Source organism: Methylocella sp. CPCC 101449, from assembly GCF_031921685.1.
Lineage (GTDB): Bacteria > Pseudomonadota > Alphaproteobacteria > Rhizobiales > Beijerinckiaceae > Terripilifer.
On record NZ_JAPDHU010000002.1, the window covers coordinates 1,417,470 to 1,431,761 of the forward strand.

Genomic DNA, 14,292 nt, shown 5'->3' on the forward strand with positions numbered 1-14,292 from the left:
AACCGTCGGGCACGCTGGCCTGACGCGAACTGCCATCGGACGACACGATTAGGACCAACGACCTGAGTTTTTGCCCCAGGAAGCTTCGCCTTTGCGCTTGAGATTATCCCGATCCCTTTATGCCATAGCTCCGGCCGCCATCTTCGCTTTGGTGCCGACGGTGACAGGCATCGTACCGCCTCTGTCGGACGGCCAGCGCACGGGCTCGGTCGCGCCTCTCCTGCCCGCCTCTATTATTGCCAAGCTGAACACCGGCCTTCTGGATGCCGGCCAACCCGATCCGGCTATCGGCTTCGGCGCTCATCTCGATGCCCATCGGGCCTTGTCGCCCAGTTCGGCGGTCGCCGCGATCGACGCCTTGACCGCGCCTGCCCCGGGTCCCGCGGCCGCGCCGACCGTGACCGCCTATGCCCCCGAAGCGGCGAGCCCGGCGGCACCGACAACCGACATTCCTGCTGCTCCCCCGGTCGTCGTCGCCTTCCCGCCCCATCCGGAAGGTGCCGCCATCCGCAACGCCCTCGACGCTTATCGCAAAGGCGATCTGGCGGCGGGTGATCTAGCCGCGAAAAATGTCTCCGATCCACTGGTACGCCAGGCCCTCGAATGGAGTGCGCTGCGCCTGCAAGCCCGCCTCGCCGGCCCGGCGCGGTTGGCGGCCTTCGCCGATGGCAATCCGCAATGGCGCTCGCAGACCTTCCTGCGCGCCCGCACCGAGGACGCGCTTTACGGCGACAAGAACCTCGCCGCCGTGCGTCGCTATTTCGCCAGCCACGAACCGGTCTCCTCCTCCGGCCGCCTTGCCCAGGCGCGCCTGCTGCTGGCCGAGAAACACGTGAAGGAGGCGACCGCTCTCGTCTCGCGCGTCTGGCGCCAGGACGACATCGGCACTTGGACGGAGAATGCCTTGCAAAAGGAGTTCGGCCAGCTCCTCACCGAACAGGATCATCGCTTCCGCTCCGATCGGCTGTTCTACAAGGAGAAGCTCGCCGCCTCGATGCGCGTCGCGGCCCTCGTCTCGCCCGCCTATGTGAAGCTGGCCCAGGCGCGCAATGCGGTCGCCAACGAAGCCAGTGCCGACAAGCTGATGAATGCCGTGCCGCAACCCTTGCGCAGCGACGCCACCTATCAGTTCGCCCGTCTCCAACAATTCCGCCGCGCCGGCAAGCTCACGGAAGCCGCCGCCGTGCTCGACTCCATTCCCGACGATCCGAACGTCGTCGTCAGCGGAGATGATTGGTGGACCGAGCGACGCCTCTTGGCGCGCAAGCTGCTCGATGCCGGCGATGCCGAAACCGCTTTCCGTGTCGCCGCCAAACATAATGCGGAATCCGGCGAAGCGCGCATCGAAGCCGAATTCCATGCTGGCTGGATTGCGCTGCGCTTCCTCAACGATCCGACACGCGCGCTCGGCCATTTCGCCGCCGCGCTGGAAATCGCACAGACGCCGATCTCGCGCGCCAGAGCCGCCTATTGGCAGGCCCGCGCCGCCGAGAAGGGCGAGGAGCCGGAAGACGCCGGCCGGCTCTATGCCATCGCAGCCGAACAATCGAGCACCTACTATGGCCAATTGGCCCGCGCCCGCCTCGGCCTGCCCGACGCGCCGGTGCGCGTCGCCGATACGGTGGCGCAGGGCGACGCCCGAGACGAGCCGATCCGCGCCGTCGAAATGTTCCTGTCGATCGGCGAGAAGGATCTCGCCTTCCGCCTGACCATGGAATTGGCGCGCACCTTGGAAGACAAGGCGCAGATCGCCGCGCTCGCCGACGTGACGCGCCGCGGCGACGATGCGCGCGCCACCTTGATCGTCGGCAAGCTGGCCTCGCAACGCGGCGTGGCGCTTGACGACATCGCTTTCCCGACCTTCGGCGTACCAACCTTCACGCCCCTCGCCCGCTCAGCCGAACTGCCCATCGTCTATTCGATCGCCCGCCAGGAAAGCGCCTTCCAGGGCAATGCCCTGTCCCATGCCGGCGCCAAGGGATTAATGCAGATGATGACGCCGACGGCGCGGCGCACGGCGCAACGCGCCGGTGTCGATTTCGATGAGAGCCGCCTGCTCGGCGACGTCGCCTTCAACGCCCAGCTCGGCGCCGCCCATCTCGCCGACCTGATGGACGACTATAACAAGTCACTTATTCTGACCTTCGCCGCCTATAATGCCGGCGGCAAGCGCGTGCGCGAATGGATCGCCGCCTATGGCGATCCACGCAAGGACGGCGTCGATCCGATCGATTGGGTCGAGCGCATTCCGATCACCGAGACGCGCAATTACGTGCAGCGTGTCGTCGAAAACCTCGGCATGTATCGCGTGCGCTTGAACAGCGCGACGCCGATGCCCCGCCCGGTCGATACGGATCTGCGCGCCCGCGAAGCGCGGCTATAGGCGGGCGTTCTCGTCCGCGCTAACATGCAGTCCTCACGAGGCTCCTTCCCGCATGACTGAGTTGATCACCGGCGCAAGCCGCTTCTATACGGCGCGCGACGGCCTGCGCTTGCATCTGCTCGATTTCGGCCCGCGCCTGACGACGGCGATTCCTGTCGTCTGCCTGCCGGGCCTTGCCCGCACCGCTTCCGATTTCGAACGCCTCGCTATGGCGCTGGCGGACGGCGCCGCCGGCAAGCCGCGTCGCGTCGTCGCCTTGGACTATCGCGGCCGTGGCGCATCCGAGCGCGACAAGACCTGGCAGAACTATGATCTGCGCGTGGAGAATGACGACGTTCTCGACATGCTGACGGCGGCCGGCGTCGAACGCGCCATTTTCATCGGCACCTCGCGCGGCGGCCTGCACATCATGCTCACCGCTGCCATGCGCCCCACTCTGCTGCACGGCGCCGTCCTCAACGACATCGGCCCCGTAATCGAGACCAAGGGCCTGGCGCGCTTGCGCGGCTATATCGGCAAACTGCCCGAACCGCGCCATTGGAGCGATGCGGTCGACATCGCCAAAAGCCTGATGAGTGCCCAGTTCACCGATCTGTCCGATGCCGATTGGGACGCCTTCGCACGGCTCACCTTCGAGGAGAAGAACGGCCGGCTCGTGCCGCGCTACGACACAGCGCTTTTCCGCACGCTCGAAAGCATCGACCTGGAAAAGCCGCTGCCGACCGCCTGGCCGCAATTCGAGGGCCTGCGTCCCATCCCCACCCTGGTGCTGCGCGGCGCCAATTCCGACCTGCTCTCAGCCGAGACGGTCACCGAGATGCAGAAGCGCCATGGGCTCTGCCAGGCGCATGTGGTCGAAAACCAAGGCCACGCGCCGCTGCTGCTCGATGCGCCGACCATCGCCCGCGTCGCCCGATTCGTCGCCGAGGCCGATCCGGCCTGAGCGCGCAGGCATCGCGCGAGCCCGCCAATCCACGGAAACAACCTCCGTTACTCGCCCCGCGCGGCCGGCCACGCCCGGCTTTCGCCGTCAAGAATCAAGGATTTATGGAACCTCGGCCGGCCCGCGCCAGATGCCCCCAGAAAATCCGGTCGCAAGGCGCAATTTGGGACCGCAACCGTCCTCCTGCGCCTTGCAAAGGCCGGCCCCCTCGGGCATATGCTTCCCCGCCGGATCGGTCCTGCCGATCCGTCCCGCGCCAAATATTGCGCCGGAAGCCGGAGACGTGGCCGAGAGGCTGAAGGCGGCGGTTTGCTAAACCGTTATAGGGTTGTAAAGCCCTATCGAGGGTTCGAATCCCTCCGTCTCCGCCATCCTACTTCTCTTCGAGCTTCGCAGGATTGGCAGATCCCTGCACGAAGCCAAACTGCACGTTTCTCCCAGAGCAGATCCGTGCGGACGACCACTGCGGGCATTACGGATTGTCCGCTTACGTGCCGCGTCTTACGACCCCGTCGAACATCACCGTCCCGCAACCTGAGGTCAGCATGATTACCGGGCATGTCTTCATCGCCACCAGCCTGGATGGCTTCATCGCCAGGAGAGATGGGAGTATCGACTGGCTGCTCAGCCGCGATGATCCCAATGAAAACCACGGCTATCAAGATTTCATCAAGGACATCGACGGTCTTGTGATGGGGCGCGGCAGCTTCGAAGGAATAGCAGCTAGTGAACCTTGGCCTTATGACAGGCCCGTGGTGGTCCTCTCGAAAACCTTGGCTTCCTCTCCGGTGCCGAGCCATCTGACGGATCGCGTTCGCTTCGTGGACATGACTCCCAAGGCGGCGATGGAGATGCTGGCGATGGAAGGCTGGCGGCGCGTCTATGTCGATGGCGGCCAGATCGTGCAATCCTTCATTCGCGAGCGTTTGATTGCAGATATGGTGGTGACGCAGATTCCAGTCCTTATTGGCGAAGGCCGCCAGCTCTTCGGCCCCATCGATAGCGACATCCCGCTAATCCACGTGACGACAAAGGCATTCCCATCCGGGCTGGTGCAATCCGTCTATCGAATAGAAGCCTGATCTCTCTTGCGCGACCAGATGCAAATATCTTGCGCCGACATGATTTAGCGCTAACACTTGAGCGTCGATTGGGGACACGGGGGCATTCATGCGAATGATTGGCGCGTTGGTGATCTTGGTCGTTTCGGCAGCGCCTGCTCTGGCACTCACCTGTCGAACGGATAAGCTAGGGACCACGCGGTGTAGCGATAACACCACCTATCGCACCAACAAACTCGGCGTCACGCGCGACAATCGCGGTAACACCTGGAGAACCGACAAGCTGGGCACGACGCGGAGCAGCGATGGCACCACCTATCGCACCAACAAGCTCGGCGTCACACGCGACAATCGCGGCAACACCTGGCGAACCGATAAGCTGGGTACGACGCGGGGCAGCAACGGCATAACATGCCGAACGGATAAATTGCGGACAACGCGCTGCAACTGATCTGAAACAAGCTGCGGTTCGACAGAGACGCGGTTTCGCCCAGGAACTGCGTTTGCTTTTCTGATCTTAATTTCGAGCGGGAGAACTGAGGTTCACACCCGATCGCGCTTGCAGCGCGACCGGGCTTGATCTTCAAGCGCTCAATTGATCGGCTTGATGCTGGCGAAAATGCCGTCGATCGCCTTGCCGTGCTTCTCGCGCTCTTCGTCATTGCCCGAAACGGTGATCATGATCACGCGCTCGTTGCCGGCCGGCATCAGGATGAACTCGACGGTCGTCGGACCATTGGCATCGGTCGTGCGGAATTGGAAAACGGTTGAGGAAATCCCGTTGATCGGCATCTCCGCCTTGATGGGCTTCACCTGCTTGATCTCGTTTTCCTTCATCCAGGCTTCATTGTTCGCCATCATCTTGTCGATGTTGCGCGCGCTGGCAAACTCGACGGAGAAGAAGACCGCTTCATCCGACGGCCTAGCGGAATAGCCGTATTCGATTTCCTCGGTCTTCCAATTATCCGGAATGGTGAGGGTGATGGCCGGGTTCTTGTCGGGAACCGCGAAATTCTTGGCAGCGGCCGGCATGATATGGAGGAATGCGACGAATGTCGCAAACAAGATACGAATGTGCATTTGAAAGCCCCAGCGATCAGATGACAACGGTCATCTGCAGCGCATTCCGTCTACGACGCCGAATGCACTGATACAATGCCGATCGGCTATGCGTTCAGAAATGAGCATCGCGCCAAGCCTTCGCCATCGCCGGCAGCTTCACCCTTCAGCACTTCTCGCCCTATGGCACAGATAAACACCGCTTGAACATCTCTTCCACGCACGGTTATTGTCGCACAGCGAGTTAAAAACGAACCGCATCTGGGAGGAGACATGATCCGTAACGGCATCGGCCGCGTGGCCACATTCGTCATCGCCGCTTTTGCAGCCGCGATCTTCATCAACGGATCGACCCAAGCGCAGACTTTTCCCAACAGAACCGTCATCATCGTCGTGCCCTTCGCGGCTGGCGGCAGCGGCGATATTCTGGCGCGGCTGGTCGGCGCCAAGCTCGAAACGAAATGGGGTCAGCCGGTCGTGGTCGAGAACCGCGCCGGCGCCGGCGGCAATATCGGCGCGACCGCCGTCGCGCGCGCCGCGCCTGACGGTTACACTTTGTTGCTGGGCGCCAGTCCGCAATTCACGGTCAACGTCACCCTCTACAAGAACCTGCCCTACGATCCCGAAAAGGAACTGACGCCGCTGGCCATGGCCGCGGCAACGCCGTTCGTTCTGGTCGTCAATCCATCGGTGCCGGCCAAGACGGTGAAGGAATTCATCGACTATGCCAAGGCCAGCCCGCAACCGCTGAGCTATGCGACGGCCGGTTATGGCGTGCCGCATCATCTCTACATGGAATTGCTCAAGAGCATGACCGGCGTGCAGATGAATCCAGTGCCCTATCGCGGCAGCGTGCCCTCGCTCACCGATGTGGTCGCCGGCCATGTGCCGGTAATGTTCGTCGATCTCGGCCCGGGCCTCGGCCAGATGCAATCGGGCGCTGTCCGCTCGCTTGGCGTCTCGCTCGCCAAGCGGCTCGACGTGCTGCCCAACGTGCCTCCCATCAACGACACCCTGCCCGGTTTCGATGTCGCCTCCTGGCAGATGTTCGCCGCCCCTTCCGGCACGCCCCGGCCCATTCTCGACAAGATCAGCGCGGATATCCGCTCGGTCCTCGAAATGCCCGACATCGCCGAAGCCATCAGCAAGGCCGGCATGTTGCTGCTACCGCAGCGTGATATCGACGAGCTGAAAAAATTCGTGAAGACGGAGCTCACCCGCTGGGGCGACGTCGTGCGCAAGGCCGGCATCGAAGGCTCGCAATAAATCTCGAGCGCGCCCGCAAAATCTGCCTCGTCGCCACCAGTGTCCTGAGACAAGGCGGCGACGAGACGACGAGTCCGAGCCTTGGGGGTTCCATACTCGCCGTCCGTGTGGTCAGACACGGATATAAAACAAATGCGTCAATAGATCGATCGTTCCCGCCTCAGTCTCTTTTGATTGATGCGCAAAGAAGCCGCATTTCTCACGATTTCCAGCGCGTTTCGTCGGCAGCGAATTCCCGCACCGATCCATCGGCATTGTCGACGATCATCTGCAAATCGAAATAGCTAATGGTGGGCGGCGCGCCCGTTCGCTTCGCAACACCATCGCGCCATGCGGCATCATGCGCCTGTTCCGCATCTTCCTTGGTCGGCCAGATGTAGAAAGCGCCGGCCATGTCGTCATCGCCGATGATGTAATGCTTACGGATCAGCTTTGCATTGGCCTGCCATTTCGCAACAGTCGTCCGGGCATCCGCCAGCACCTGCTCTCGAGACTGACCTTTCGGATGTCGGAACCGCACGAATTCAACGATCATAACGAACCTCCTCAATGAAGTCGGCGCCAGCCTAGCAGGCCGCTCGCAACATGTCGTGTTTCGCTTCATCGTGGTGACCAATCGACATCACGCTTGGATAGATCGCATATGGTCATAAATCCTTGCGCTGGAGGGATATCTTCATTCAGCTTTGGTTAAGCTGCGCGGCGCAAATTTCTGTCTCGGGCGTGGGGCATGGACGTTAGGAGATCGATATGAATCCTAAAAGCCTGATCGCCGCGACGCTCTTCGGCGGCATTGCAACAGTTTCGGTAACGGCGGCTTCCGCCATGCCGATGAGTCCCAAACCCGAGATCGCCAGTGCGACCACGCTGGTCGACTGGCAATGCGGTCCCGGCCGGCACATCACCCCATGGGGACAATGTGCCGTGAATATGTGGGTCGCACCAGTTCCGGTGATGCGCCCTTATGGCTGGTATGCGCCACGCCCCTTCTACCGCCCGTACGGTTGGTATGGGCCGCGCTTCCATCGCTGGTGAATGGCACAGATCACGCCAAAGATCGCAGCGCCTACGCCCGATCGCGCCGAGCATTACTCGACGCGATCCATGGCCCGCTTCATGACCTCAGAGTTCCAGCCCCCACGATCTTGTTGCGTTAATCATGATCGGGCGGCTCGCATCCCGTCGACCCACTAGCCATAGCGTACCCGACCAGTTCGAGAATTCCGTGTTCAAATGAGATTGATTGACTGCTAAGCTCGGCCACCGTCCCGGGGGGCAAGGAGGACGGCACTTGCGCGTTTGAACGCCCTCGGCGAGATGGCAATGCATGACACCGCTTTAAAATTGGGTCGGCTGTTTTTCGAACACTATGCGACAGCCGGAGCCACCATCGTGGACATCGGTTCGTTTGACGTGAACGGATCTTTGCGATCGGTTGCGCCCCCGCAAACATTCTACCTGGGGATCGATTGTGAGCACGGCAAAGGCGTCGATCTGGCCGTCCCCGTGGGCACCACCTTACCCATTAGGAATGATTTCGCCGGGATCGTCGTTTCGTCCTCGCAGGCCGAGCATGACGATTTTTTCTGGGAAACTTTTCTGGACATGTGCCGTATCACAAAGCCTGAAGGGTTCATTTATTTGAACGTTCCTTCCAATGGCTCTTTTCATCGCTACCCGCAGGATTGTTGGCGGTTTTATCCAGACAGCGGAGCCGTGCTGGCCAAATGGGCTAGAAAGAACAAGCAGAATGTCTACCTGGTTGAGTCGTTCATCGCCTATCGCGAGAAAGACCAATGGAACGATTTCGTCGCCGTTTTTAAGAAAGGCGAAATAGCAGCCGACACCCCGCTCATTTCGGACAAAATCCCGCACATGAACTCTCGCACGTTCCGAGACGACAAGGTCGGCAATCTCGTCGCGACCAGCGAGGACATGAAGATCATCGCCGAACTGCGCAAACGCGTCGCTGAGTCGGACAAACGCGTTGCCGAATTGGAGAAGCAATTGCAAGCGGCACAAATGCCGAAGGTTCTCGAAGCCACGACAGAAAGCAGCAACAAGACGGACGTCGCGCAGCCAGTTGAACCGGCATCAGCAAGCTAAGCGTAAGTTACGGCAACCTCAAATTTCCGATGACAAAAGCAATCCCGCCGCCCTTTCGGGCGGCGGGATGCATCATCGTTAACCTTGCTTAGGCCGTCAGGTCGAAGCGATCGAGGTTCATGACCTTAGTCCAGGCCTTGGCGAAATCCTTCACGAATTTCTCCTGGCCATCGGAGCTCGCATAAACCTCCGCCAGCGCGCGCAACTGCGAGTGCGATCCAAAGATCAGATCGACGCGTGTGCCGGTCCACTTCACCGCATTGGTCTTGCGGTCGCGCCCTTCATAGACATTCTCTTGCTTGGACGGTTCCCACTTGGTGCTCATCTCGAGCAGATTGACGAAGAAGTCGTTCGTCAAAGTCCCGGGACGCTTGGTGAAGACACCATGGGCTGACTTGTCGGCATTGGTGCCAAGCACGCGCAGGCCACCGACCAGCGCAGTCATCTCCGGCGCCGTCAGCGTCAGAAGCTGTGCCCGGTCGACCAGCAGCTCTTCCGGCGTCAGACGCGCTTTGCCGCGCGAATAGTTACGGAAACCGTCGGCGATCGGTTCCAGCGGTGCAAAGGAATGCGTGTCCGTGTCTTCCTGGGTCGCATCCATGCGTCCCGGCGTGAACGGCACGCTGACGGAATGACCGCCATCCTTGGCCGCTTTCTCGATGGCCGCGCTGCCGCCGAGTACGATGAGGTCGGCGAGCGAGACCTTCTTCTTGCCGCCGCCCGCATTGAACGCCTTCTGAATCGCTTCGAGCTTCTGAAGCACCGTGGCGAGCTCAGCCGGCTGGTTGACCGCCCAATCCTTCTGCGGTGCCAGGCGCACGCGCGCGCCATTGGCGCCACCGCGCTTGTCCGAACCGCGGAAGGTCGAGGCCGAAGCCCAGGCCGCCGACACCAGTTGCGAAACGGTGAGGCCGCTCGCCAGGATCTTCTCCTTCAGATCGGCGATGTCCTTATCGCCGATCACTTCATGATCGAGCGCCGGGATCGGATCCTGCCAGATCAGCTTCTCCTTCGGCACGAGCGGGCCGAGGTAGCGCACGATCGGACCCATGTCGCGGTGGGTCAGCTTGAACCACGCACGCGCGAAGGCATCAGCGAACTGATCCGGATGTTCGAAGAACCGCCGCGAGATTTTCTCGTAGGCCGGATCGAACCGCAGGGACAGGTCGGTGGTCAGCATGGTTGGTGCATGCTTCTTCGCCGGGTCGAAAGCATCCGGGATCGTGCCGGCGCCAGCGCCGTTCTTCGCCGTCCATTGATGGGCGCCGGCCGGGCTCTTGGTCAACTCCCACTCGTAACCAAAGAGGTTCTCGAAGAAGTTGTTGCTCCATTTCGTCGGCGTCTTCGTCCAGATCACTTCCAGACCGCTGCCGATCGCATCGCCGGCCGCACCGCTGCCGTAGGAGTTCTTCCAGCCCAGGCCCTGCTCTTCGATTGAAGCGCCTTCCGGCTCGGGCCCGACATATTTGCCGGGATCGGCCGCGCCATGGGTTTTGCCGAACGTGTGGCCGCCAGCGATGAGCGCCACCGTCTCCTCGTCATCCATGGCCATGCGCGCGAAGGTTTCGCGAATGTCGCGGGCCGCCGCGATCGGATCGGGATTGCCGTTCGGGCCTTCCGGGTTGACGTAGATCAGACCCATCTGCACGGCGGCGAGCGGGTTCGCCAGATCGCGATCGCCGGAATAGCGCTCGTCCGCCAGCCATGTGCCTTCCGGACCCCAGTAAATATCCTGCTCCGGCTCCCACACGTCGGCGCGGCCGCCGCCGAAGCCGAAGGTTTTGAAGCCCATGGATTCCAGCGCGACATTGCCGGCCAGGATCATGAGATCGGCCCAAGAGAGTTTTTGACCGTATTTCTGCTTGATCGGCCACAGCAGGCGCCGCGCTTTGTCGAGATTGACGTTGTCGGGCCAGCTGTTGAGCGGCGCGAAACGCTGCGTGCCGGATCCGGCACCGCCGCGACCATCGCCGATACGATAGGTGCCAGCGCTGTGCCAGGCCATGCGGATAAAGAAGCCGCCATAGTGACCGAAATCCGCCGGCCACCATTCCTGCGAATCCGTCATCAGGGCATGCAGATCCTTGATGACCGCGTTCAGATCGAGCGTCTTGAATTCCTTGGCGTAGTCGAAAGACTCGCTGAGCGGGGTGGACAGGCTGGAATTCTGGTGGAGAACCTGAACATCCAATTGGTTCGGCCACCAATCCCGATTAATTCGCGCCATCACGGAATGCGCGACGGGACATTTACCTGCACTGTCTTCAGTTTTCGCGTCCATGTTTCTCTCCACCAAATGTCTTGTCTGCTTCACCGCAGAACTCAGGTCATGATCATGGCCTGAACTGCGGCGACAAGTTGATCTTCGTCTCGATTTGCAAAGCAGAAACGCCTCGTCCTGCTTCCGCGATGGGCTTGGCCTTGAGTGCCCTCCTCCGATGGCCTTCGGCGCCCTGTATAAAGATCGATTGTGTAGGCATGATCACCGGACCGATCCGATGGGCATGACCCTCTTGAACCCTCCTGGCTTCAGCACGGCATCGGCCTTGTTTAGAACCGAGCGAATGTTGCGCTGGTTTCGGCCGGCGGTCAAATCGATCAAATCGAAATTATTGATCGGAAATGTCTATGATTTTAAGTGCGCAGACACGTATCAGCGTGACTGGCTAAGAGCGTGCCGCAGGCCGATTGGTCAATGCGGTCAACGCTTTTTCCAGGGCGCATCGCCGGAAGCGGCGGCCGCGGCGAAGACACCCTGCTCATAGTCGATAAAGGCCCGTACCATCGCACGATAAGCCGCTTCCGCCACTTTCGGCGACAGGCCGTTCTGCTCGGCCAGCGACATCGCCTTGCGCACCACGGCCTCGGCCCGCTCCGGCGCCTCGACTTGCGCCGGGTTTTCCTTGAAACGGGCGGCTTCGTGGACATATCGGCCGCGCTCGGCCATCAAGCGCACAATCTCCCGATCCAGGCGATCGATATTGTCGCGCACCTCGCCCAGCGTTTTGCAGCAGGCGCCGTCGTCGACCGTCGGACTGCCCCACAAGGCCGGTTTGCTGATCGAAGGTTCTTCCGCGCCGGCCGCGCCCGCAGCCAAGACAAACATCACAACCATGATCGTCCGCATGGGCACTCCTATTTTGGCTTCTTCTCGGACTTCTTGTCCTCCGCTTCCTCGCTCTCCACGTGGCGCTGATCGGCGGGCTGACGCGTCACGGTGGGCGGATCGCTGGCCGGAAAAGATTGCTTTAACTCCTCGGTCAGCTCTTTATCTTCCTTACGCTTCTGCGACTTTTTCTTGGTGTCATCGATCATAGGAACTCCATTGTTTGCGAGATGCTGGGGATCATCGTCTCCGCATCAATCGACCTCGTCGCGCGCTTCGCCGCCGACCGTCGCCATGTAACTGGCCGTGAATGCACCGATCAGCAAAGCGACGAAAACCCAGAGCGATGCATACATTGCAAGTTTGCGGGTCGCTTCGAGGGCGGACTTGGCACGATCAGCCGTTTGCGCAAGCCGCTGCTCCGCATCGGTCTGGCTGATGCCGGTCTGCCGGGCGATCAATTGCGCGGCATAACTGCGATCGTTGTCGGTGACTTCGGAATTGTCGAGCATGCGCCCGAAAATGAGCCCGATCTCCTTGCGCGCCGCATCGGGATCTCCACTCTGCTTATCGCTCCGCAGCAAGGAATCGACAAAATACTGCGCACCGTTCGTAGCGACGGATGACGCCGTAGATGCCGTTACGGATATCGCGCTCGACAGGATGGTGGCAGCCAAACAGGCGGACACGATGGTCCCGACACACCAGACCAGCAATCCATGCGCGGTATCGCGGAAATAGGATTCATTGCGATCGACCGTCAGCCACCGCGTGCGCAAGCGCCCGGCGATATAGCCGCCGAGACCAAAAGCGAAGAGTTGCACGGCCAGGAGCCAGGCAACGGCCAGATAGCCGAGCGTTGAACCTTTGACCGAACCGCCCCAAGGCGAAACCGCCGACAGGCCAAGACCGGTCCCCAGCGTCAGAAGAACCAAAGCAAAAGCTGTCGCGGCGGCGGCACCCGCGAACACGGCCGGCCAAGATACCGCCGATGCCGATATGGTTCTTTGCGAAACGACCTCGCTCATGATGCCCTCCTTAGCGGCCAAGAAGAGCCAGCAGAATGATGATTGGAATTGGAACGCCCAACAGCCAGAGCAATATCCCGCGACCCATGATGTCCTCCACTGTTGCTGGTTGCGATTTATCGACGTGACATCGAGATGCCAGCCCCTCAGGCCGACAGCTCGATGGCGCGCCAAGCGTGTTTGCTATCAGACCAGACCTGCTCCATGACTTCGTCCGGTTCAGGCGAATGAAACAGCCGGATCATCTGATTATCGGCCCAGAGCTCGCCGCTCCCTCCAATGAGATGGAGAAGATTTTTGGCGACGGATGCCGCGTTCTCATCATTGGATGCCGAGATCATGATCCCGGGGCGATCGACGTTGCTGAACTGATCGGCCGGAAAAAATCGATAGATCGGAGGCAATTCACGCATTGCGGTGTCTCCTTGCGTTCTTTTTAATTGAGTATGCCGCCGCTGATATCGCTGACTGCATGTTGAACGATTGCATCGTCCTGCCTTGTAAACTCGGGCAAATACCGAAAGGTTCCATTCAAGATCGGCGGCAAATCCATCAACAAAAAACGCCGGCAATGGCTTGCCGGCGGGAAAATCAAACCTTCGTTTCGAACGCAATTCAGAACGCCATATTACGATTTTGGTTCCGACTATTTCGCGAATAAACTAATCGTCCGACGTCGGTCCACACCAGCCCGGCAGGTAGACCGCCTTCTGGCTCTTGGCCGCTTCCAGTGCTTTCTCGAGCGCCTTATCGAAATTATCGTTCACCAGTTTGCGCGACATCTGCCGGCGCAGAAAATCCGCCCATAGAAACTCGCTGAATGGCGTCGTGTCCTTGGCGAAGCCGCCAGCGCGCCGCAGCTCACCGGCAAGGCTGCGGAACGGATCGTCCTTGAGATCGGCGACCGACTTCGGCAAATCCTTGAACGGCCGGCGTTCGCCCTTGACGTCGTAAGGATAGGCCCAGCGCTTATTATCCATGACGCCCCAGAAAGCATCTTTTTCGACCATGGAAAGATCGCCAATGATCGTCACGAGGATATGCTTGACGCCTTCGTCATGCAGCGAAAGCGAGAGATGATGATGATCGACGATATAGTAGCGCCCATCGGGGCCCAGAACGACCGGGATCATGTGCTTACCCAGCAGTTCTTCCTGTTTCTTCTTTGACGCATGCTCGCGCCAGCGTTTGCGCTTCTCCTTCACCTCACGCATGCCGACCGTCATTTGTGTCGGCCGCAGATCCAGGATCGGGACGGGATGAATTCTCGGCTCTCTCGTATTCGCCATGATCGAGGACTCCTGATGAGGGCAAATCACATTTCGTTCGCGTGCCACAAC

The 14,292-nt window shown here is 60.5% G+C and carries 15 protein-coding genes and 1 tRNA gene; 8 read left to right on the forward strand and 8 right to left on the reverse strand.

What is annotated here, in order from left to right; genetic code table 11:
• Positions 1-91 precede the first annotated feature (91 nt).
• The 5 genes from OIM99_RS17540 (at position 92) to OIM99_RS17560 (ending at position 4,838) form a co-directional block, all read left to right on the forward strand.
• A complete protein-coding gene (locus OIM99_RS17540) occupies positions 92-2,383 on the forward strand; it encodes a transglycosylase SLT domain-containing protein (RefSeq protein ID WP_311851745.1) in 2,292 nt (763 codons plus the stop codon).
• Positions 2,384-2,435: 52 nt separating this feature from the next.
• Complete coding sequence (locus OIM99_RS17545) at positions 2,436-3,326, forward strand: alpha/beta hydrolase (protein ID WP_311851746.1); 891 nt, start codon at positions 2,436-2,438, stop codon at positions 3,324-3,326.
• Between the two features lie 277 nt (positions 3,327-3,603).
• Positions 3,604-3,697 (forward strand) — tRNA-Ser (locus tag OIM99_RS17550).
• Between the two features lie 174 nt (positions 3,698-3,871).
• Entirely contained in the window at positions 3,872-4,408 is a 537-nt protein-coding gene (locus OIM99_RS17555) for a dihydrofolate reductase family protein (protein ID WP_311851747.1), read from the forward strand.
• Between the two features lie 88 nt (positions 4,409-4,496).
• Complete coding sequence (locus OIM99_RS17560) at positions 4,497-4,838, forward strand: hypothetical protein (RefSeq protein WP_311851748.1); 342 nt, start codon at positions 4,497-4,499, stop codon at positions 4,836-4,838.
• Between the two features lie 140 nt (positions 4,839-4,978).
• Here the strand turns inward: OIM99_RS17560 and OIM99_RS17565 are convergent, their stop codons facing one another.
• Complete coding sequence (locus tag OIM99_RS17565) at positions 4,979-5,467, reverse strand: hypothetical protein (protein ID WP_311851749.1); 489 nt, start codon at positions 5,465-5,467, stop codon at positions 4,979-4,981.
• 252 nt (positions 5,468-5,719) lie between these two features.
• Here OIM99_RS17565 and OIM99_RS17570 point away from each other — a divergent pair, with 252 nt between their 5' ends.
• Positions 5,720-6,712, forward strand: a complete 993-nt coding sequence (locus tag OIM99_RS17570) for a tripartite tricarboxylate transporter substrate binding protein (RefSeq protein ID WP_311851750.1) — start codon at positions 5,720-5,722, stop codon at positions 6,710-6,712.
• A 199-nt stretch (positions 6,713-6,911) separates the two neighbouring features.
• Here OIM99_RS17570 and OIM99_RS17575 read toward each other — a convergent pair whose 3' ends face one another.
• The gene (locus tag OIM99_RS17575; protein WP_311851751.1) at positions 6,912-7,247 is read right to left on the reverse strand and encodes a hypothetical protein; all 336 of its coding nucleotides are present in this window, start codon (positions 7,245-7,247) and stop codon (positions 6,912-6,914) included.
• A gap of 215 nt (positions 7,248-7,462) precedes the next feature.
• On the opposite strand from OIM99_RS17575, the gene OIM99_RS17580 reads away from it, so the two are divergent.
• Both OIM99_RS17580 and OIM99_RS17585 read left to right on the forward strand, forming a co-directional pair.
• Positions 7,463-7,747 (forward strand): GCG_CRPN prefix-to-repeats domain-containing protein, encoded by a 285-nt coding sequence (locus tag OIM99_RS17580; protein ID WP_311851752.1) that lies wholly within the window; start codon positions 7,463-7,465, stop codon positions 7,745-7,747.
• A 288-nt stretch (positions 7,748-8,035) separates the two neighbouring features.
• Entirely contained in the window at positions 8,036-8,818 is a 783-nt protein-coding gene (locus OIM99_RS17585) for a methyltransferase type 11 (RefSeq protein WP_311851753.1), read from the forward strand.
• An 88-nt stretch (positions 8,819-8,906) separates the two neighbouring features.
• Here the strand turns inward: OIM99_RS17585 and katG are convergent, their stop codons facing one another.
• The 6 genes from katG to OIM99_RS17615 all read right to left on the reverse strand — a co-directional run bounded on the left by katG (position 8,907) and on the right by OIM99_RS17615 (position 14,241).
• Positions 8,907-11,099, reverse strand: coding sequence for a catalase/peroxidase HPI (gene katG / locus OIM99_RS17590; protein WP_311851754.1), 2,193 nt, complete (start codon positions 11,097-11,099; stop codon positions 8,907-8,909).
• 420 nt (positions 11,100-11,519) lie between these two features.
• Positions 11,520-11,945 carry a chorismate mutase gene (locus tag OIM99_RS17595; protein ID WP_311851755.1) on the reverse strand — a complete coding sequence of 142 codons (426 nt, stop codon included), beginning with the start codon at positions 11,943-11,945 and terminating at the stop codon, positions 11,520-11,522.
• Between the two features lie 8 nt (positions 11,946-11,953).
• On the reverse strand, positions 11,954-12,133 hold the full coding sequence (locus OIM99_RS17600) for a hypothetical protein (RefSeq protein WP_311851756.1): 180 nt from the start codon (positions 12,131-12,133) through the stop codon (positions 11,954-11,956).
• Between the two features lie 45 nt (positions 12,134-12,178).
• Positions 12,179-12,952 (reverse strand): hypothetical protein, encoded by a 774-nt coding sequence (locus OIM99_RS17605; protein ID WP_311851757.1) that lies wholly within the window; start codon positions 12,950-12,952, stop codon positions 12,179-12,181.
• A gap of 146 nt (positions 12,953-13,098) precedes the next feature.
• Positions 13,099-13,566 carry a hypothetical protein gene (locus OIM99_RS17610; protein WP_311851758.1) on the reverse strand — a complete coding sequence of 156 codons (468 nt, stop codon included), beginning with the start codon at positions 13,564-13,566 and terminating at the stop codon, positions 13,099-13,101.
• A gap of 48 nt (positions 13,567-13,614) precedes the next feature.
• Entirely contained in the window at positions 13,615-14,241 is a 627-nt protein-coding gene (locus OIM99_RS17615; RefSeq protein ID WP_311851759.1) for a ParB-like protein, read from the reverse strand.
• Positions 14,242-14,292 lie beyond the last annotated feature (51 nt).